The following is an 18961-nucleotide window of genomic DNA, read 5'->3' on the forward strand; positions in this document are numbered from 1 at the left end:
TATTATAGCCGAGCGTGGCCGCGGATTCAAAGATTCAAATGGGCGGCTGGAAAATCCGGGGCACGGAACTGCCGTCAGAGCGCGGAGCCGCGGCTTCAGGACGCTGTTGGACAGCATCCGATGCAGTCCTGTTACCTCCGCCCGCCGAAGGAGTTCCGGAGAATCCCCGGTAGATCTGAAGCAGTGCCGGGATATTCTGCATCATCGGGCTGAGCTGGTTGATCAGCGGTGACAGCTGCTGGGCAGTGGAAAGGAATTTGTCGGCCGTCCTCATATAAGATTCGAACCGTGACATCCCCTGTCCCTGGCCTCCGGGATTTCCGGATATCCCGAACGATCCACCCGGACCTCCACGGCCTCCTGCAGCTCCAAACCCTCTTCTGCCGAACCCACCCGGACCAAAGCCGGGATTTCTGCCGAAGCCGGCAGCCGGATCGTTGAACATGCCGCTCTGAGGAGGAGGTCCGAACGGCATCCGCGGGGGGCTTCCGCCGCCTGAAAACGGGTAAAATGACTGATATCGCATACGGCGGACTCCTTTCATCAAAATACTCTCTCTCTAAATCATATGCAGAACCTTCCGCATTGCCACTGATCCCGAATATCTGCGTATCCGCAACAAACGGGAGAATCCGGGCCGCCTGTGTTAAAATAAAGGACAGTTGAGGAGGAAAACGCATGTTGAAATTCACTGAAATGAAACTCCAGCCTTTTCTGCAGGATGCCATCCGCAGAATCGGGTTTGAAGCGCCGACGCCGGTACAGGAAGCCGTCATCCCGCTGGTGCTTGCTGGAAAAAGCGCCATCGGGCAGGCTCATACCGGTACGGGGAAGACGCACAGCTTCCTGATTCCGATTGTTGAGCGGCTCAATCAGGAAGCCGAAACGGTCCAGGCCGTTGTCGCTGCACCGACAAGGGAACTTGCGGAACAGATCCATTCGGAACTGCAGAAGCTGACCGAAGGGACAAGCATCCGCTCCGGGCTATTCATGGGCGGAACTGACAAACAGCGTTCCATCGATAAGCTGAAGACACAGCCGCATGTCGCTGTCGGCACTCCCGGAAGGCTGCGTGACCTTGTCCAGGAGGATGCCCTCCTGGCCCACACGGCCAAAATTCTGGTCATCGATGAAGCTGACCTGGCGTTTGACATGGGGTATATCGAGGATATCGACCAGGTAGCCTCCCGGATGCCGAAAGATCTCGAGATGTATGTGTTCTCGGCGACCATTCCGGAAAAGCTCAAGCCATTCCTGAACAAATATATGGAATCGCCCGAGCACGTCCGGATCGGCGAGCGCCGCCCGGTTGCGGAAGGGATCGAGTTTCCGCTTGTGCCGGTAAGGAGCATGGATCGGAAGAAGAAACTGCTCCATGTCATGGAAGGGCTGAATCCCTACCTGGCCATCATCTTCACGAATACCCGTAAAGAAGCGGAAGAGGTCGGGGAATTTCTGTCCTCAAACGGCTTCAAGACAGGGCGCATCCATGGGGACCTGACACCCCGTGAGCGCCGGAAGATGATGAACCGTGTCCGCGACCTGGAATTCGAGTACATCGTCGCGACCGACCTGGCTTCCCGGGGAATTGATATACCGGGTGTCAGCCACGTCATCAACTACAACCTGCCTGAAGACCTGGAATTCTTCATCCACCGCTCCGGGCGGACGGCAAGGGCCGGCCTGCACGGAACGGTCATTACGCTCTATGAGCCAGCGGATGATGATGCTATCGTTCGCATAGAAAAGATGGGCGTACCGTTTGTCCACCGTGACGTGAAAAACGGGGAATGGATCGAGTTGAAGGAACGGCATGCACGGTCCACCCGGCAAAAGACCGACAGGGAACTGGATGAAAAAATCCGCCGACAGGTCCGAAAGCCATCTAAGGTCAAGCCTGGCTATAAGAAAAAGATAGAAAAGCAAGTGGCCGATATCCGGCGTAAGGAAAAGCGCAAGGAGTTCCGGCAGGGAAGGAGAAAGTAAAGTGCTGATTGGTTCACATGTATCCATGAGCGGCAAGAAGATGCTGCTCGGGGCCAGCGAGGAAGCAGCTTCTTACGGCGCGTCGACGTTCATGATTTATACCGGGGCACCCCAGAATACGAGGCGGAAGCCGGTTGAAGAGCTGAACATCGCGGCAGGCCGCCTTCATATGGAAGAAAACGGACTTTCAAACATTGTGGTCCACGCCCCGTACATTATCAATATCGGGAATACGGTCAAGCCGGAAACGTTCGAACTCGGCGTGAACTTCCTGCAAAGCGAGATTGAACGGACGGCTGCCCTCGGTGCCGACCAGATTGTCCTGCACCCGGGGGCCCATGTAGGCGAGGGGACTGACAAAGGAATCGCCAAAATCATCGAAGGTTTAAACGAAGTGCTTCAGGTAGAAGCCCCCGTCAGGATCGCTCTTGAGACGATGGCGGGCAAGGGCTCGGAATGCGGGTGCTCATTTGATGAATTGGCAAGGATCATCGACGGTGTGGAGCGGAACGATCGGCTGACAGTCTGCTTCGACACCTGCCACGTCCACGATTCGGGATATGACATCCTCAACGACCTCGATCAGGTGCTGACAGAGTTTGATCAGGCAATCGGTCTGGACCGGATTTCGGTCATCCACGTCAACGACAGCAAAAACGAACGCGGCGCAAGAAAAGACCGGCACGAGAATATCGGCTTTGGCCACATCGGATTCGAGGCTCTGGCAAGGATCGTCCACCTTCCCGAATTTGCAGAACTTCCAAAAATTCTCGAGACCCCTTGGGTCGGGCCGGATAAAACCAGCCGCAAGGCCCCTTATCGAGATGAAATCGCCATGCTGCGCGAACAATCGTTCAGCCGCAAGCCGATCGAAGCCCTTATGGTGTAAAAAATATAATCAGGCTGCCTGGGCGTCCCTTAAGGACGCAATGGCAGCCTGATTTTCTGATTCCGATGGTTTACAGATACTGCTCCATGATCCGACGTGTCCGTTCCGGTCCGATAATTGATTCCACTTTCCTGATAAACGGCTCCGGAACTCCTGTCCAGAGAAATGAAAATGAAACTTCATCTAGAAGCGGGCGCAGTTTACGGACTTCTCCCGAAGACAGTTCAACCCCATACTGCGCGGCAAGTTCCCTGAGTTCCCGGTCTGACATTCTTTTCAGTTCCGCAATCATCCCATTCAGATTCATCCTTGGCCTCCATTCTCAAATCATTTACAACACGCGTGAACTGTACTATACTTCATTGAGTAAATCGTAGTCATTCCGAATTGGAAAAGAGGACCGCAACATGACAGAACCATTGATAGAGCTCGAAGACGTGTCGTACCGGTACGGGGACACGGCCGCGCTCGAGCATATTTTCCTCACTGTCGAAAAGGGGGAATTCTGGGCGGTGATCGGGCCGAACGGTTCGGGTAAATCAACACTGATCAAACTGATTCTTGGCCTGATCAAGCCGCTGTCGGGGCAGATCCGCCTGTTCGGACACGATTCATCTGACTTCAGGGAAAAGGAGAAAATCGGATATGTGTCGCAAAAGTCCAACGCATTTAACCGGGCCTTTCCCGCAACGGTAAGGGAAGTGGTCCGCAGCGGGCTGGTCAAAAAGACCGGCCTGTTCAGACGCTACCCGGCCAATGCCAACGAGAAAGTGGACAGTGCGCTTGCGGCTGTCGGGATGGAAGAGTTCGCGGACCGGAGCATCGGTGACCTCTCGGGGGGGCAACAGCAGCGCGTGTTCATCGCCCGGGCGCTCATCAGCAATCCCGAACTTCTCGTTTTGGATGAGCCGACTGTCGGCATCGACCGCAAACACATGCAGTCATTTTATAATATGCTGGGCCGGCTGAACCGTGAGAAGGGGATCGCCATTGTCCTGGTCACTCACGATGTGGATACGGTTTCGGAACTGGTGACACATGTTGCCTGCGTGAACCGGTCGATCCACTTCCATGGTCCCCACGAAGAATACAGCCGGCAGGAAGACAGAATCCGCAGCGAATGGTACGGGCATGCCGTCCGGCGGGTCCATCACGGCAGGAAGGCGGAGGACGCATGATTTCTGCCATATTCAATTATGAATTTCTTCAAAATGCTTTTGCCTCCGGCCTGATCATCGGTCTCGTCGCGCCGGCGCTGGGCCTGTTCATCGTGGTGAGAAGGCTGGCGCTGATCGCGGACGCGCTGAGCCATGTTGCGCTTGCCGGGATAGCGGGAAGCCTTTTCCTGAGCCAGAACGTTCCCGCATTTGCGGCGCTTAACCCGCTTTATCTCGGGATCGGCTCTTCTGTTGCGGGATCACTTCTGATCGACCGGTTGAGGGAATTGTATAAGAGCTATGAGGAGCTGGCCATCCCGATCATCATGTCTGGCGGGATAGCGCTGGGCGCCATTTTCATCTCCTTGGCGCAAGGGTTCAGCACCGACCTGGTCGGCTATCTGTTCGGATCGGTCTCGGCTGTTGGACGGGAAGATTTGTACACGATCATTGCAGTTGCCGTGATCACGATCCTGTTTATCGTGCTGACCTACAAGGAGCTTTTCTCAATGTCATTTGATCCCGAGTATTCCAGGGCCCAGGGCATCTCATCAAAGGCGCTGAACATCGGGTTCATGATCGTCACGGCTCTTGTAGTCGCCGGATCGATGAGGATCGTCGGCATTTTGCTCGTGTCTTCACTGATGACCATACCGGTGGCGGCTGCGATGCAGCTTGCAAAGGGATTCCGCCAGGCGATGCTGTACGCTGCCATTTTCGGCGAGCTGTCGGTACTTGGCGGCCTGTTCGCCGCCTTTTACCTGGACCTTGCTCCAGGTGGCACCATTGTCGTCATCTCGATCATGATTCTGCTCCTCGTGCTGGGGGGCAAAAAACTGGCCGCATCCCGGAGTGCGGCACGGAATGGGGAGGTGGAAACCGGTGAACTTTGATCTCGCCATGGAGAGGCTGAAGTCGGAAGGTTTCAAACGTACGCCAAGCAGAGAAGCGATCCTCAGGCTTCTTGAGAAAGAGGACCGGTATCTGTCTGCCGGAGATGTCAGGAAGGCACTGGCCGAGGATCATCCGAAAATGAGCCAGGATACCGTATATCGCAATTTATCGTCATTTTCGGAAATGAAGATCCTTGAAGAAACCGAACTTGGCGGAGAGCGGAAATTCCGCATGCATTGCGACCGTCATGGCCATCACCACCACTTCATCTGCATGGAATGCGGCAGGACCGAAAAATTGGACATCTGCCCGATGGAACAGGTAACACATGCGCTGCCGTCGTTCGTCATCGATGACCACAAATTCGAGGTCTACGGCCAATGCCCCGACTGCCGCACGGCGGGCTGACGGATGATCAGGCACTGAAAAAAAGCGTGAGGATTTTCATCCTCACGCTTTTTGTGTGCCGAATTCTTGTTTGATCCAGTTGTCCGCCTCGCGCCAGTCCCGAACGCGGATGACTCCGGGCGGGGCGGGAAGGCGGTTGTATGGAGCGTCAAACAGCAGGACGGGAATGCCGACTTCCTCATGGATATCGACGGCATTGTCATGCTTGTCTTCGAAAAAGATTTCGATTTCGTGCTTTTTTGCCGCTTCGATTTTCCGATGGCTGCCTGTCAGTTCAATATGGCGGTAGGGGATGCCGTGCTCCCTGAACCAGCTGAACGTGACATCCCTGACTTCCAGGCCGCGGGCCGAAATGTAGTAAAGTTCGTGCAGGCGGTTCCATTTATTCAGGATCTCTTTTGCATAGTCATGAGCAGGAGAAGTCCGGTAAATTTCCGGTTCCGCTTCCTTGAACCAGGCGGCAAACTCTTTGGGATCCAGCATTGGAAACGAGGCAGTCAGGCTGTAGTCGGTGATGTCGTCCAGCTTGAACTCCCTGCCGAACCGCTTGTTGATGTGCGGCAGGAGGGCAGCGGGACTGGTCACCGTACCGTCAATGTCGATTCCGAGGCGGAGCGGTGTCACTCTGCGCCTTCTCCCTGAAGCGCCAGTTCTTCCTCACGGCGCTTGTTCTCGAAGTATTCTTCGGCCAGCTTATCGATTTCCTTCTTGAGTTCATCGACCATCGTTTCTTCCGGAACTTTGCGGACAGTTTCGCCCTTCATGAAGAGAAGGCCCTCACCGCGCGCCCCGGCGATGCCGATATCCGCCTCGCGTGCTTCTCCCGGCCCGTTGACCGCGCAGCCGAGAACTGCGACTTTGATCGGTGCCTTGATGTGGGAGATGTATTCTTCCACTTCATTGGCAATGGAGATCAGGTCGATCTCGATACGGCCGCATGTCGGGCAGGAAATGAGTGTCGCTGCGTTGGAAGACAGTCCGAAGACCTTCAGCAGTTCCCGTGCCACCTTGATTTCTTCGACAGGATCCGCACTGAGCGATACGCGGAGCGTGTTTCCGATTCCCATGCTGAGCAGGGTGCCGAGACCGGCCGCGCTCTTGATCGATCCGGCAAACTGGGTGCCGGACTCGGTGATGCCGAGGTGGAGCGGATAGTCAAAGGCTTCCGAGGCCTTGCGGTAGGCTTCGATTGCCAGCTGAACATCCGATGCCTTCAGGGACACGATAATGTCGTGGAAGTCGAGATCTTCAAGAATCTTAATATGATGCAACGCACTTTCAACCATGCCATCTGCAGTCGGGTATCCGTATTTCTGGAGAATGTGGCGCTCGAGTGAACCGGCATTGACGCCGATCCGGATCGGGATGCCTTTCGATTTTGCTGCTTTGACGACTTCCTCGACGCGCTCACGCTTTCCGATGTTGCCCGGGTTGATGCGGATCTTGTCTGCGCCCTGTTCAATCGCAATCAGCGCAAGGCGATAGTCGAAATGAATGTCAACGACAAGAGGGATTTCGATCTGCCTCTTGATTTCACCGATGGCGAGTGCTGCACGCTCGTCAGGGCAAGCCACCCGGACGACCTGGCAGCCAGCTTCCGTCAATTGCTTGATCTGGGCGACAGTCGCCTCCACATCATGCGTCTTGGTCGTTGTCATACTTTGTATAAAGAGTTCATTACTGCCGCCGATCGTCAGATTGCCGACTCGGACCGGACGGGTTTTTGAACGGTGTGTAATTTCACCCATGGTTCATTCTCTCCTTTTCAGGCCGGTGCCTTCACTTGGATTATTCTATCAATGCATGCGGGCTTAGACAAGTAATCCGGATGCAAATGACCCGCCGATCGGGAGTCAGCCGCATGGATTCCCGCTGGTGGGAGACAGGGGCAAAAAGACCGTCTCGCCCGAAGCCGGCTGCTGATTTTTCAGATGGGGGTTCAATTTGTAAAACTCACTCAGGCGGGTAAGGAGATCCATGTCATCCGGATAAAGCGCGAATAGTGAACGGACTGTATCGCCTTCGACGACAGTCACGGGAATCACGTCGGGTTCTTCCGATTCCGTGCATTGGGAGTTGCCGTTTTCATTTGAATAGAAGGCGGCTTTCGGAATAGTCCCTTCCTGCAGATCGGTTCTGATGAAATAAGAAATGATGAGAATCGCGATGGCCGTCAGGAAAATCCTCATGGATAAACCCCCTTTTCCACATTCTATGAACGGGCAGGGGGTTTATGCGCGCCGGGTCTCTTAGCAGGCGAGTTTTTGGGATAATAGCCGGCCGCCAGCCAGATATAAACGAGGACCACGGCCCACGACAAGGCTGTCGCAAGCGGAATGACTCCGCCAAGCAGGTCATCAGCCAGAAGCAGCAGCGTCGGTACGGTAAGCGCGACTGCAGAGGTACGCCAGAGGTGCCGGTATTCGCCGCGCCGACCGCGAATACGGATGATTCCCATCCCAGCAAGAGCAGCGATGCTTGCTTTGATATAAAAGTAAAAAGTGGAGATCAGAAACTGGAGAACAAAAGCGGCCGGATAAAGGAGCGGGCCGATGCCTTTCAGTTCCTCTGCCGGCATTTCGGTATCAGCCAGGATATCCCCGGAAGATAGCGAAAAGTTGATAAACGACAGGACGGCCGTGAGAAACACGAATACAAAAATATATTTTACCACTTTGCCGAATGGCAGAAGCCTGTAGGCGGCCAGTTTCTTCGGCTCATAAAAAGCCGAAAGGAAGAGTTGCCGGAACTTCAGATTCAGATCAATCGCCTCCCTAACCTGTTTATTTTAACATGCGGAAGGGTAGTTCTAAATGAAGAATACGACAGTTCTATGACTCCGGGGCCTCCGATTGTTAACGTATTGTAAATTCTTTTAAGCGTCTCTTTACAATCAGCAGGCAGACTCTACATAATGGACAGGCATCAATATTTGTCGAATGGGGTTGAATGAACTCGTGGAAATCAACTGGACAGAAATGTTATTCCAGTTTATTGGAGGACTGGGAATTTTTCTTTTCTCCATTAGCTTTATGGGGGATGCTCTCCAGAAAGCAGCCGGAGACCGGCTCAGGGATATTTTGGACCGGTTTACGACGAATCCGTTTATGGGTGTGCTGGTAGGGATTGTCGTAACGGTCCTGATCCAGTCCAGTTCAGGTACGACAGTCATCGTCGTCGGCCTGGTGAGCGCGGGCTTCATGAAGCTGCGCCAGGCCATCGGCGTCATCATGGGGGCCAACATCGGAACGACCGTCACCGCCTTCATCATCGGGTTTGACGTCGGCGCCTATGCGCTGCCGATCATGGGTCTCGGTGCCTTCCTCCTGTTCTTCTTTAAGAAGGACAAAATCAAGAACTTGGGCGAAGTCGTATTCGGCTTTGGCGGACTTTTCCTCGGTCTTGAACTCATGAGCGGCGGAATGAAGCCGCTCCGCGAACTTCCTGCATTTATCGACATGACTGTGGCGATGAGCGAGCATTCGGTACTCGGTGTCGTCGTCGGTACGGTCTTCACACTGATCGTCCAGAGCTCCAGTGCCACGGTCGGAATCCTGCAGGGACTTTATGCCGAGCAGCTGATCGACCTCAGAGCGGCACTGCCTGTTCTTTTCGGAGACAATATCGGGACGACGATCACGGCAATTCTCGCCTCTCTCGGAGCTTCCGTAGCGGCGCGCCGTGCGGCTGCCACTCACGTCCTGTTCAACGTGGCGGGAACAATCGTCTTTATGATCTTCCTTGTCCCGTTTACTGCGTATGTCAGCTGGCTGTCATCCGTACTCGGACTTGAACCGAAAATGCAGATTGCATTTGCCCACGGTTCCTTTAACGTTGCCAACACGATCCTCCAGTTCCCGCTGATCGGGGCTTGGGCATACGTTGTGACGAAGCTGATCCCTGGCGATGATGTTTCGATTGAATTCAAACCGAAGCATCTGGATCCTTCGTTCATCTCCCAGTCGCCGTCCATTGCCATCGGCCAGGCGAAAGAAGAAATTCTCCGCATGGGGGAATACGCTGTCCGCGGGCTGAATGAGACGTACAGCTACCTGAAGACAAGCAACAAGAAGCATTCAGAGACGGCCTACCAGCTGGAAGACGCAATCAACAATCTTGACCGCAATATCACGGACTACCTCGTGAAAGTTTCCGCGGAGCCGATTAGCGCCATTGAATCCGAGCGCCACGTCATCCTCATGGAGACCGTCCGTGACATCGAACGGATCGGAGACCATTTTGAAAATATCATCGAACTGATCGACTACCGGGAAGCAAACCGTGTAGTCATGACGGAAGGTGCAATGGCAGACCTGGATGAAATGTTCACCTTGACCATTGAAACAGTCGGACGCTCTCTTGAAGCGCTCAACCATCACGACGCAGAAATAGCACGCGAAGTCGCGGAAAAAGAAGACCTCATCGACAAAATGGAGCGGAAGTTCCGCAAAAAGCATATCCAAAGGCTGAACGACGGCCAATGCTCCGCACAGGCGGGAATCGTATTTGTCGATATCGTGAGCAACCTGGAGCGGATCGGCGACCATGCCGTCAATATTGCGGAAGCCATCCTAGGACGGAACGTATAATGTAAAAAAAGTGGAGGAGGGGAACCGAATGGCCATCATCGCTTGGACGCTGATTATTTTAAGTTTCACGGTTGCGTTCATCGGGCTGGTCTATCCGGTGATCCCCGCTTCTCTTTTTGTTTTTCTGGGGTTTGTCCTGTACGGCCTGTTTTACTCGTTTGCCGATCTCCCATGGTGGTTTTGGCTGGCTGAAGTCCTGTTTGTCATCTTGCTTTTCGGAGCGGATTTCCTGGCCAACGCAGTCGGAGTGAAAAAGTATGGCGGTACCAAAGCCGGTATGTGGGGAAGCACGATCGGTATTCTTATCGGGCCCTTCGTCATCCCGGTGTTCGGAATACTGGCCGGACCGTTTATCGGAGCGGTGCTCGGGGAACTGCTGGTGAACAGGAAGGGGCTCAAACAGGCCCTCCGTAGCGGGCTTGGCTCGCTGATCGGTTTCCTGACATCGGTTGGCGTCAAGGGCGCTATCCAAATTATCATGATTTTGCTGTTTGTCATTGTCGTCACATAACTCATTTTCTTGCACCGCCACATTTGGCGGTGCTTTTTATTTGAAGCTGTGCAACAAGTTTGATAATGTGAGGGATGTAGTCAATCATCTGAAACCGGGAGGAATGTGAAATGGCTTTTAAATTGCCTGAACTTCCATACGCGTACGACGCGCTGGAGCCAAGCATCGACAAAGAAACAATGGAGATCCACCATACGAAACACCACAACACGTATGTAACAAACCTCAACGCAGCAGTTGAAGGAACGGATCTCGCTGAAAAATCGATCGAAGAAGTTCTCCGCAACTTCGATTCCGTACCGGAAGACAAAAAAACCGCAGTCCGCAACAACGGCGGCGGACACGCAAACCACTCGCTCTTCTGGCAGATCCTTTCGCCAAGCGGCGGCGGACAGCCATCCGGAGCACTTGCTGAGGCAATCGACAAAAAGTTCGGCAGCTTCGACAAGTTCAAAGAAGAATTCGAAACAGCAGCGAAGGGACGTTTCGGTTCCGGCTGGGCATGGCTCGTTGTGAACAACGGCGAGATCGAAGTTACGTCCACTGCGAACCAGGACTCTCCTCTCATGGAAGGCAAAACGCCTGTGCTCGGCCTTGATGTCTGGGAGCATGCGTACTACTTGAAGTACCAGAACCGCCGTCCGGAATACGCATCGGCATTCTGGAATGTTGTAAACTGGGAAGAAGTTTCCAAGCGTTACGAAGAAGCGAAGTAATTTTACCGCTCAGCAAAAAATCCGGCTGTGCCGGAAACCCCGCACACACCACGGGCGTCCCGTTGGTGTGTGCTTTTTTTGTTGGTTTGCGGTACAATTTTCATAGAAATTTGCAGGGAAAGGGGGAAGCCGCGTGAATCGCCGCAGGCGCTCCTCTAAACAGGAAACACCAAAACAGAGATTCCGCAAGAACACGACCTTCAGGATGAATATCCTGTTCTTCACCATCTTCCTTTTGTTCTCGGCTCTGGTTCTTCGTCTGGGCTATCTCCAGATCGTCAAAGGCGAAGACTACAAGCGTGAGATCGAGCGGAAAGAGGAAATCTCCGTCAACACTAGTGTGCCGCGCGGCAGGATCTACGACCGGAACGGGGAGATTTTGGTCGGCAATGAACCAAAGCGCGCAATCACTTACACGAAAAAGCAGTCAACAAAGACGGAGGAAATGCTCGAGATCGCCCGTGGCCTTGCAGAGCTGATTGAAAAAGATGCAGAAGCCGTCACGACTCGCGACAAAAAGGATTTCTGGATTCTTCTCAACAAAGACGAGGCGTATGACCGAGTGTCGGACAAAGAGAAAAAGGCGATCAATTCGGATGAGACAAAAACTAAAACCCAACGCCAGCGGGAACTGGACAGCCTGGTGCGCGACAAGATCACGGAAGACGATCTGAATGCCATGACTGACGAGGAGCTTGAAGTTCTTGCCATCTACAGGGAAATGTCCTCGGGCTATAATTACTCTCCGCAGATCATCAAGAGCGGCGATGTGACGCCGGAAGAATACGCGAAAGTTTCCGAGCGGCTCAATGAGCTTCCCGGTGTCAACACGACGACAGACTGGGAGCGGGTGAAGAACTCAGAATTGGCCATCCTCGGGAATACGACGACACCGAAAACAGGCCTTCCGAGTGAGAAGTTGGAATACTATCTCTCCCGGGGATATTCCCGCAACGACAGAGTCGGCACGAGCTTCATTGAGGAGCAGTATGAATCCGTCCTGCAGGGGCAGAAAACCATCGCCAAGAACATTACGGACAAGGCAGGCAATGTCCTCGAAACGGTGCCTGTCCAGGAGGGGCAGCCAGGCAAGGACCTTGTTCTGACTATTGACAACGAACTTCAGCAAAAAGCGGAGGAAGTTGTTTCCCGCCATGTATTGTCCATCAAAAACGGAAGGAACTCCCAAATGTTCGACCGAATCTTTTTCGTCATGATGGATCCCAACAACGGAGAGATCCTTTCGATGGTCGGCAAGCAGGCTTATTACGATAAAGAATCGGGCAAATACAAAGTCCGTGACCGGACATTCGGCACTTTCCAGGATGCCTATGAAGCCGGGTCCACCGTCAAGATGGCGACGGTCCTCGCCGGTTATGAGTACGGGGCGGTAAATGTCGGACAGACCATGATCGATGAGCCGATGGTTTTCGGCGCCAACGGAACTCCGAAGCGGTCCCTTTTCAACCAGTCTGGCCGTGTGCCCGTTAATGATTTAACTGCGATCACCAGGTCTTCAAACGTTTATATGTGGAAGGTCGCCATCGGAATAGGCGACGGCTCTTACGTGAGAAATGCCCCGCTTGCCATTGACACTGAGGCAATCGAGCGATTGCGCCATTCGTTCGCATCGTTCGGCCTCGGAGTGGAAACCGGAATTGATCTGCCGGCTGAAGCCGCCGGACAGCATCCAAAACTTTCACAACCAGGACAGATCCTGGACTTTGCCATCGGCCAGTATGACACGTATACGACGATGCAGCTTGCCCAGTATGTCGCAACGATTGCAAACGGCGGATACCGGGTTGCCCCGCGCGTGGTCAAGGAAATCCGGGAGCCGTCTCCGGACGGCAAGACACTCGGCCCGATTGCGACGGAGATTCCGGCAAAGTATTTGAACCGTATCAATAACTCTGACGGTCAGATCGACCGGATGAAGCAGGGGATGTACACGGTCTACTACAATCCGCGCGGAACTGCATATTCCACATTCAAAGATACGAAAGGTTATAAAGCTGCCGGAAAGACGGGGACCGCCCAGCGTAACTACTACGAGGCGGACCGGAACGATCCGTGGTTCGGCAAGCCGACCGTCAACGTATCGCACGTCGGGTTCGCCCCTTACGAAGAACCGGAGATTGCGTATGCGGTCCTGGCTCCGAACGTTTCGTCAAATACCGGCTACATTCCGCATCCGAACAACGAAATCGCACGCGAAATGACCGATTACTATTTTGAACTCAAAAAGCAGCGGATCGAGGACGGCGAAGCCGGCCCCAACACCGAGGGCACACTAAAAGAATCCTCTGACGATACTGTGATCCGGGAAGGCGAAGGGGAATGACCAATAGGGCCGGGATTGCCGCAAAGGCGCCCGGCCCTTGCCTTTGACGCCGAAAAAAATGCCGTCAATCGCATATTCTTTAGTGGACATCAGCACTCCGTGTGCTATAATGGAACAGTCGTATAAATCATGCTCACTTTACATGCTCAAACATTTCTATCCTGTATGAGTGGGAGGGGAACCGAATGCGCGTTAATGTAACTCTTGCTTGCACCGAATGCGGCGAGCGCAACTATATCACGACCAAAAACAAGCGGACCAATCCGGAACGCATTGAAATGAAAAAGTATTGCTCACGTGATAACAAACAGACTCTGCACCGCGAAACAAAGTAAGCGGATCCTGCCAAAACCGGTACCGGTTTTGGTTTTTTCGTTGAAGGGGGTTCTGTAATGGATAAAAAAGAGATCCGGAAGAACATACTCGATGCATTGGACTCAATGGACCCGGAAGAACATGCTGCCCGGAGCCTGGAGGCAATCCGCCGTCTCAGATCCGATTCAAGATATAGAGAAGCCGGCGTGATCGGCGTGACGATCTCAAGATTTCCTGAGCTGGATACAAGGCCGCTGGTCCAGGCTGCCTGGGAAGACGGCAAGCGGGTGGCTGCGCCAAAATGCGCGCCTTCCGACCGAAGCATGCAGTTCCGCTACATCCGCTCCTATGAGGAATTGGAGACCGTCTACATGGACCTTCAGGAACCGGCGGAAAACAGAACGATGCCCGCCGGCAAACAGGAGATCGATCTTCTGGTCGTTCCGGGCGTCGCTTATTCGGAGTCCGGCTACCGAACCGGCTTCGGTGGGGGTTATTATGACCGTTATCTGGTGCAATACAGCGGCCACAAGGTCTCCCTCGCTTTTGAAAAGCAGCTGTGCGGGGAAGTGCCGGTTGAATCCCATGATATCCCCGTTGACAGTATCTTTACGGAACGTCGTATGGTCGACTGCCGAGGAGGGTCGCCGGATGGAAACCGTCTATGATGTCATGCAGCTGTTAAAGCGCTTCGGGACGTTTGTCTATACCGGAGACCGGAATGCCGACCTCATCCTCCTGGAAATGGAAGTCCGCCAGCTATATGATAACGGCCTGATCACCCAAAAGGAATTTGCGCAATCCCTACTTGTTTTAAGAAGAGGAAAATAAGCCCGGGGCTGATTTTCAGGTCTATGGAAGTATTAAGAATTTATGAACTTCAGTTTAAAATGAAACCATATGAAGTTTACATCCGTCATAAGTAGGGTAACCGGATTTGAGCAGTCCTGTGTTTGTCTTCATTCCAATCATTTATATCCTGCCAAACCGGAAAACCGACAAGAAAGGGGTTAGCCAGAACGTGGCAAATACGAAAAGGCCAAAACTCCTGCTGCTGCTTGCGGTTGCAGTAGTGGCATCATGGCTCAAAACCTATATCACATATAAAACAAGCTTCAATATGGCGATCGATAACGTGATGCAGGAATTTATCCTGTTTATCAACCCGCTTTGCTTCCTGCTCTTCATTTACGGCTTCTCCATGTACATGAAGACGTGGAAAGGGACGGTCAGGTACCTGCTCATCACAAGTACGATCATGACGATCATTCTGTATGCAAACGTAGTGTTCTACAGATTTTACAGTGATTTCATCACACTTCCGGTTCTGTTCCAGACAAATAACTTCGGAGACCTCGGATCTTCCGTGCTGTCGAGCCTGAGAATCCATGATCCGCTTTACTTCGCGGATATCCTGATTATCTGGTTTGCCGCGAAAAAACTCGGCGAACCTGCTGTCAAGGCAGCGGTCCGCCCGATGTTCCGAAGAATTTATTTTGTGGGGACCGCGGCATTGCTCGTTCTGAACCTCGGCCTTGCCGAGACTGAACGACCGCAGCTTCTCACACGAAGCTTTGACCGTGAATTGCTCGTTAAAAACCTGGGGATGTACAATTATCATCTATATGACATCTACATTCAGTCAAAATCCCATGCCCAGCGTGCTCTGGCAGACGGAACCGAACTGACCGAGATTGAAAACTACACATCCGCCAATCATGCCGAGCCTGACCCAGAGATGTTCGGGGTAGCAGAAGGCCGGAATGTCATTGTTGTCTCGATGGAGTCCCTCCAGACATTCGTGATCAACAACGATATGAATGGCCATGAGGTCACGCCATTCCTGAACAGCCTGACCCAGGACGAGGATACGTTCTACTTCCCGAACTTCTACCATCAGACCGGTCTCGGGAAAACATCGGATTCCGAGTTCCTCGTGGAAAACTCGCTTTATCCGCTGAGCGGCGGAGCGGTATTTTTCACACACGGAGGAAACACCTATAACTCGATGGCTGAGAAACTCGGGGACAACGGCTACTACACCAACGTCATGCACCCGAACGGAAAAAGCTTCTGGAACAGGGACATGATGTACAAGGCGCTTGAGGTGGATCACTTCTACGACATCGAGAGCTACTCGGTCGGCGAAGGGGATGCGGTCAACTGGGGCATGAAGGACATTCCGTTCTTCGAGCAGTCCGCAGACCTGATGGCGGAAATGCCGCAGCCGTTTTATTCCCGGATGATCACTCTCACGAACCATTATCCGTTCACGCTCGATGAAGAGGACAAGTACATTCCGGAATACGACTCAAACTCGAGAACATTGAACCGCTATTTCCAGACAGTCCGCTATATGGATGAAGCCCTCAAGAGCTTCTTCGACGACCTGAAGGAAAAAGGGCTCTATGACAATTCCATCATTGTCATGTACGGGGACCACTATGGCATCTCCGAAAACCACAACAAGGCGATGAGCATGTACCTTGGTGAAGAGGTGACGCCGCTGATGTCCGCTGAACTTCAGAAGGTGCCATTGTTCATCCACATTCCGGGATATGGGGAAGGGGAGACGCTGGACACCCTGGCAGGGCAAATCGACCTCCGCCCGACCATTTTGCACCTCATGGGAATCGATACAAAAGAGGACCTGCAATTTGGAACAGACATATTCTCTCCTGAGCATGATGAGTCTGTCATTTTCCGTGACGGCCGCTTCATCACTCCGGAAAATATTTATGCCGGAGAAATGTGCTATGACCTTTCAACCAGGGAAGCCGGAGATCCGGCTGCCTGTGAGGAAAGCATGCAAAAAGTCCAGCAGGAGCTGAAATACTCGGATATGGTCATTAACGGAGACCTGCTTAGATTTTATAGGAATCAGCCGGTTTCCGGGCAGGAATTAGAACTGCGCGAAGCCGAATGACCGGAAGCCTGTGCGGAACCATTGCCGCACAGGCTTTTTACATAAGCATAAAGAAACGGGGGGCCAAGATTGAGGATTATCTGGATGCTTGCCGCCATGCTCGCCATCATTTTGCCGGCAGCCGGCTGTTCACCTGACGAAACGGAATCTCACGGATCGGATAAAATGACTGGAGCTGCAGAACAACCCGGAGAAGGAACCCGAACCGAACCTGATCTCGGAGAAAATCCGTTAGTCCTTGGGTTTGATGCAGAAGGCAACATTCTCTCCGTCTCTGCCGGAGAAACCGGAGGTTCCGTCCTGTACACAATCGATCCCGAAAAAGGCACTGCCGAAGAAGTTGTCAGTACAGAGCTTGTCATCACCGAGGCGGAAAGCCATCCGTCCGGCCGGCTGCTGCTCAGGCTTGATGCTGGTGAGGGAGAAGCCCATCTGAGACTGCTCGGTGATGATACAGCTGGTGAAGACTTGATTGTTCAATCTCACGATATCGCCTGGTCTTGGAATCCGGACAATTGGAGAAATATTTACATCACGGCCTTTGATGAAAACTGGGACTTCAAGGTGTTCTTGGCCGATGCTTCAACCGGATCGCTGAAGGCGGTGCAAGGTGCCGGTCCTTTCCCGGTCTGGATGGAGGCCGGCGGAGTGGTTGAGATCATTGATGACGGCAACCTCGGGGACGGCGGAACACTGGTGGATGGCAGCGGAACCATACTTGCGGAAAATGTATTGGAATTTTCGACGGACGGCAAGATGTTCGCCATTGCCAAAGCTGCAGGCGGCGGCAGCATCGACTATATGATCGGCAGCGGCAACGGTGATTGGATGCCGGTCTTGAACCTTCCTGCGGGAGAACAATTTCTGGGACTCCTCCCTGCAGAAATTGAGCTGGCAGGGCCTGGGCGGTTTGCCACACTTCTTCCGGTGGAGACGGATGCCATGTCTGAGGCTGCCGGTTGGCAGCCGGCAGTGATCTCGGCAAGAGGCGTCCGGAAGTCGCCGGTGATGGTCGATTCACCGGTCATGACCTGCTCTCCGGATACCTCCTTCTGCCTGTCGGGCGCAATGGGTGAGATGCTTTTCGACACGGCAGACGGTACGGTTGTCAATTGGATGGAACAACTAAAAGGCGATTCCGGCAAATGACCGGAATCGCCTTTTGTCGTCCCCGGGAAACGCCAAGAGAAAGGGCCGGCATGTTTGCCGGCCCTTTGCGGGAATCAGTGAAGTTTTGGCGGGTAGCCCTGGAATGTAATGGTCAGGACGACAAATGCCCCAAATACGACGAATGCAGCCAGATTAAAGAGGATGCTCAAGATATTCCGTTCCTTGAAAGCCTGGACTGTTCCGATTGCTGCGAAAATCGCGATCAGCCCAAAAATAACCATCAATAAGTTCATCGGTGACACTCCTTCTGACAATGAGTCCGATAATGATACAGATCACGTATAAACTCCTCTTCTATTGTAATGAAAGCACCCACATTTGTCGAGCGTTATTCGTGTCGAATATTTGAACACCGGCCCGTTCGGCTGCTCATGCTATAATGGGCACGGGGTGATTCGACATATGATCAAATTCCATACTTATCCGCTCGGCCCGCTTCAGACGAACTGCTATATCGCTGAGGCGGACAATGGCGATTGCCTGATTTTTGATCCCGGAGAGGAAGCCGGGAAGGTGATTGGCGAAATCGAGAAGTTGCAATTGCGTCCAGCCGCAATTTATCTGACCCATGCCCACTTCGACCATATCGGTGCAGTGGAGGCGATCCGGACCCGCTACGGGATTCCCGTCCACCTTCATCTGGAAGAGCAGGAATGGCTCGGAGATCCGATGCTGAACGGTTCCGGCCGGTACGCGGATCTTCCGGATATCCGGACAACAAAGCCGGATAGGCTGATCCGTGAAGACGGCGACCGGAAGGAAGGACCCTTCCGATTCAAAATGCTTCATGTACCCGGTCATTCTCCGGGCAGTGTCGCTTTTTATTTCGAGCAGGAAGGGACCGTGATAGGCGGCGATGCCCTATTCCGTATGAGCATCGGCAGGACTGACCTGCCGGGCGGTGACCATGAAACGCTGCTGAACTCAATCCGGGAAAAGCTGCTTGCCCTGCCTGACAAAACCACCGTGCTGCCTGGCCATATGGGACCAACTACAATCGGTGATGAAAAGGGGATGAACCCGTTTCTGTCCGGGATGTAGCCGCCTCCATTCAAA

General features: G+C 53.2%; 22 protein-coding genes. 15 read left to right on the top strand and 7 right to left on the bottom strand.

The genetic code is table 11. The features are described 5' to 3' along the window. Window positions 1–34 precede the first annotated feature (34 nt). On the bottom strand, window positions 35–526 hold the full coding sequence (gene vrrA, locus KHA84_RS07665; protein ID WP_213422942.1) for a VrrA/YqfQ family protein: 492 nt from the start codon (window positions 524–526) through the stop codon (window positions 35–37). Between the two features lie 152 nt (window positions 527–678). On the opposite strand from vrrA, the gene KHA84_RS07670 reads away from it, so the two are divergent. Further along, window positions 679–1986, top strand: a complete 1308-nt coding sequence (locus KHA84_RS07670; protein ID WP_213422943.1) for a DEAD/DEAH box helicase — start codon at window positions 679–681, stop codon at window positions 1984–1986. A 1-nt stretch (window position 1987) separates the two neighbouring features. Beyond that, window positions 1988–2875: a deoxyribonuclease IV gene (locus tag KHA84_RS07675; protein WP_213422944.1), complete on the top strand. Its 888-nt coding sequence runs from the start codon at window positions 1988–1990 to the stop codon at window positions 2873–2875. A 70-nt stretch (window positions 2876–2945) separates the two neighbouring features. Here KHA84_RS07675 and KHA84_RS07680 read toward each other — a convergent pair whose 3' ends face one another. Then, window positions 2946–3182, bottom strand: coding sequence for a hypothetical protein (locus KHA84_RS07680; protein WP_213422945.1), 237 nt, complete (start codon window positions 3180–3182; stop codon window positions 2946–2948). 100 nt (window positions 3183–3282) lie between these two features. On the opposite strand from KHA84_RS07680, the gene KHA84_RS07685 reads away from it, so the two are divergent. From KHA84_RS07685 to KHA84_RS07695, 3 genes are read left to right on the top strand one after another with little or no spacing between them, the layout of a single operon-like run. Further along, a complete protein-coding gene (locus tag KHA84_RS07685; RefSeq protein ID WP_213422946.1) occupies window positions 3283–4053 on the top strand; it encodes a metal ABC transporter ATP-binding protein in 771 nt (256 codons plus the stop codon). Beyond that, window positions 4050–4925 (top strand): metal ABC transporter permease, encoded by an 876-nt coding sequence (locus tag KHA84_RS07690; RefSeq protein ID WP_213422947.1) that lies wholly within the window; start codon window positions 4050–4052, stop codon window positions 4923–4925. Before KHA84_RS07685 ends, KHA84_RS07690 begins: the two co-directional genes overlap by 4 nt. After that, on the top strand, window positions 4915–5334 hold the full coding sequence (locus tag KHA84_RS07695) for a Fur family transcriptional regulator (protein WP_336511114.1): 420 nt from the start codon (window positions 4915–4917) through the stop codon (window positions 5332–5334). The genes KHA84_RS07690 and KHA84_RS07695 overlap by 11 nt, the downstream gene beginning before the upstream one ends. Before the next feature lie 42 nt (window positions 5335–5376). Here the strand turns inward: KHA84_RS07695 and KHA84_RS07700 are convergent, their stop codons facing one another. The 4 genes from KHA84_RS07700 to KHA84_RS07715 form a co-directional block, all read right to left on the bottom strand. Next, on the bottom strand, window positions 5377–5958 hold the full coding sequence (locus KHA84_RS07700; protein ID WP_213422949.1) for a hypothetical protein: 582 nt from the start codon (window positions 5956–5958) through the stop codon (window positions 5377–5379). Further along, window positions 5955–7082: a flavodoxin-dependent (E)-4-hydroxy-3-methylbut-2-enyl-diphosphate synthase gene (gene ispG / locus KHA84_RS07705; protein WP_213422950.1), complete on the bottom strand. Its 1128-nt coding sequence runs from the start codon at window positions 7080–7082 to the stop codon at window positions 5955–5957. Before ispG ends, KHA84_RS07700 begins: the two co-directional genes overlap by 4 nt. 105 nt (window positions 7083–7187) lie before the next feature. Continuing rightward, window positions 7188–7523 carry a hypothetical protein gene (locus KHA84_RS07710; protein WP_213422951.1) on the bottom strand — a complete coding sequence of 112 codons (336 nt, stop codon included), beginning with the start codon at window positions 7521–7523 and terminating at the stop codon, window positions 7188–7190. Between the two features lie 23 nt (window positions 7524–7546). Further along, window positions 7547–8008, bottom strand: coding sequence for a DUF1189 family protein (locus KHA84_RS07715; RefSeq protein ID WP_213422952.1), 462 nt, complete (start codon window positions 8006–8008; stop codon window positions 7547–7549). A 304-nt stretch (window positions 8009–8312) separates the two neighbouring features. Here KHA84_RS07715 and KHA84_RS07720 point away from each other — a divergent pair, with 304 nt between their 5' ends. The 9 genes from KHA84_RS07720 (at window position 8313) to KHA84_RS07760 (ending at window position 17884) form a co-directional block, all read left to right on the top strand. Further along, the gene (locus KHA84_RS07720) at window positions 8313–9923 is read left to right on the top strand and encodes a Na/Pi cotransporter family protein (protein ID WP_336511121.1); all 1611 of its coding nucleotides are present in this window, start codon (window positions 8313–8315) and stop codon (window positions 9921–9923) included. 28 nt (window positions 9924–9951) lie between these two features. Beyond that, window positions 9952–10434: a DUF456 domain-containing protein gene (locus KHA84_RS07725; RefSeq protein ID WP_213422954.1), complete on the top strand. Its 483-nt coding sequence runs from the start codon at window positions 9952–9954 to the stop codon at window positions 10432–10434. 110 nt (window positions 10435–10544) lie between these two features. After that, on the top strand, window positions 10545–11150 hold the full coding sequence (locus tag KHA84_RS07730) for a superoxide dismutase (RefSeq protein WP_213422955.1): 606 nt from the start codon (window positions 10545–10547) through the stop codon (window positions 11148–11150). A gap of 133 nt (window positions 11151–11283) precedes the next feature. Continuing rightward, window positions 11284–13494 (top strand): peptidoglycan D,D-transpeptidase FtsI family protein, encoded by a 2211-nt coding sequence (locus KHA84_RS07735; protein WP_213422956.1) that lies wholly within the window; start codon window positions 11284–11286, stop codon window positions 13492–13494. Between the two features lie 185 nt (window positions 13495–13679). Then, entirely contained in the window at window positions 13680–13829 is a 150-nt protein-coding gene (rpmG, locus tag KHA84_RS07740) for a 50S ribosomal protein L33 (protein WP_008299952.1), read from the top strand. A gap of 57 nt (window positions 13830–13886) precedes the next feature. Next, window positions 13887–14477: a 5-formyltetrahydrofolate cyclo-ligase gene (locus KHA84_RS07745; protein ID WP_213422957.1), complete on the top strand. Its 591-nt coding sequence runs from the start codon at window positions 13887–13889 to the stop codon at window positions 14475–14477. Beyond that, on the top strand, window positions 14461–14640 hold the full coding sequence (locus KHA84_RS07750) for a YqgQ family protein (RefSeq protein ID WP_213422958.1): 180 nt from the start codon (window positions 14461–14463) through the stop codon (window positions 14638–14640). Before KHA84_RS07745 ends, KHA84_RS07750 begins: the two co-directional genes overlap by 17 nt. A 190-nt stretch (window positions 14641–14830) precedes the next feature. After that, a complete protein-coding gene (locus tag KHA84_RS07755; RefSeq protein ID WP_213422959.1) occupies window positions 14831–16735 on the top strand; it encodes an LTA synthase family protein in 1905 nt (634 codons plus the stop codon). A 69-nt stretch (window positions 16736–16804) separates the two neighbouring features. Next, window positions 16805–17884 carry a YqgU-like beta propeller domain-containing protein gene (locus KHA84_RS07760; RefSeq protein ID WP_213422960.1) on the top strand — a complete coding sequence of 360 codons (1080 nt, stop codon included), beginning with the start codon at window positions 16805–16807 and terminating at the stop codon, window positions 17882–17884. Between the two features lie 74 nt (window positions 17885–17958). Here the strand turns inward: KHA84_RS07760 and KHA84_RS07765 are convergent, their stop codons facing one another. Next, window positions 17959–18138 (bottom strand): DUF2759 domain-containing protein, encoded by a 180-nt coding sequence (locus KHA84_RS07765; RefSeq protein WP_213422961.1) that lies wholly within the window; start codon window positions 18136–18138, stop codon window positions 17959–17961. Between the two features lie 169 nt (window positions 18139–18307). Between KHA84_RS07765 and KHA84_RS07770 the strand changes: the two genes are divergently transcribed. Further along, complete coding sequence (locus KHA84_RS07770) at window positions 18308–18946, top strand: MBL fold metallo-hydrolase (RefSeq protein ID WP_213422962.1); 639 nt, start codon at window positions 18308–18310, stop codon at window positions 18944–18946. Window positions 18947–18961 lie beyond the last annotated feature (15 nt).

The organism is Bhargavaea massiliensis, assembly GCF_018390575.1.
GTDB classification, from domain to species: Bacteria; Bacillota; Bacilli; order Bacillales_A; family Planococcaceae; genus Bhargavaea; species Bhargavaea massiliensis.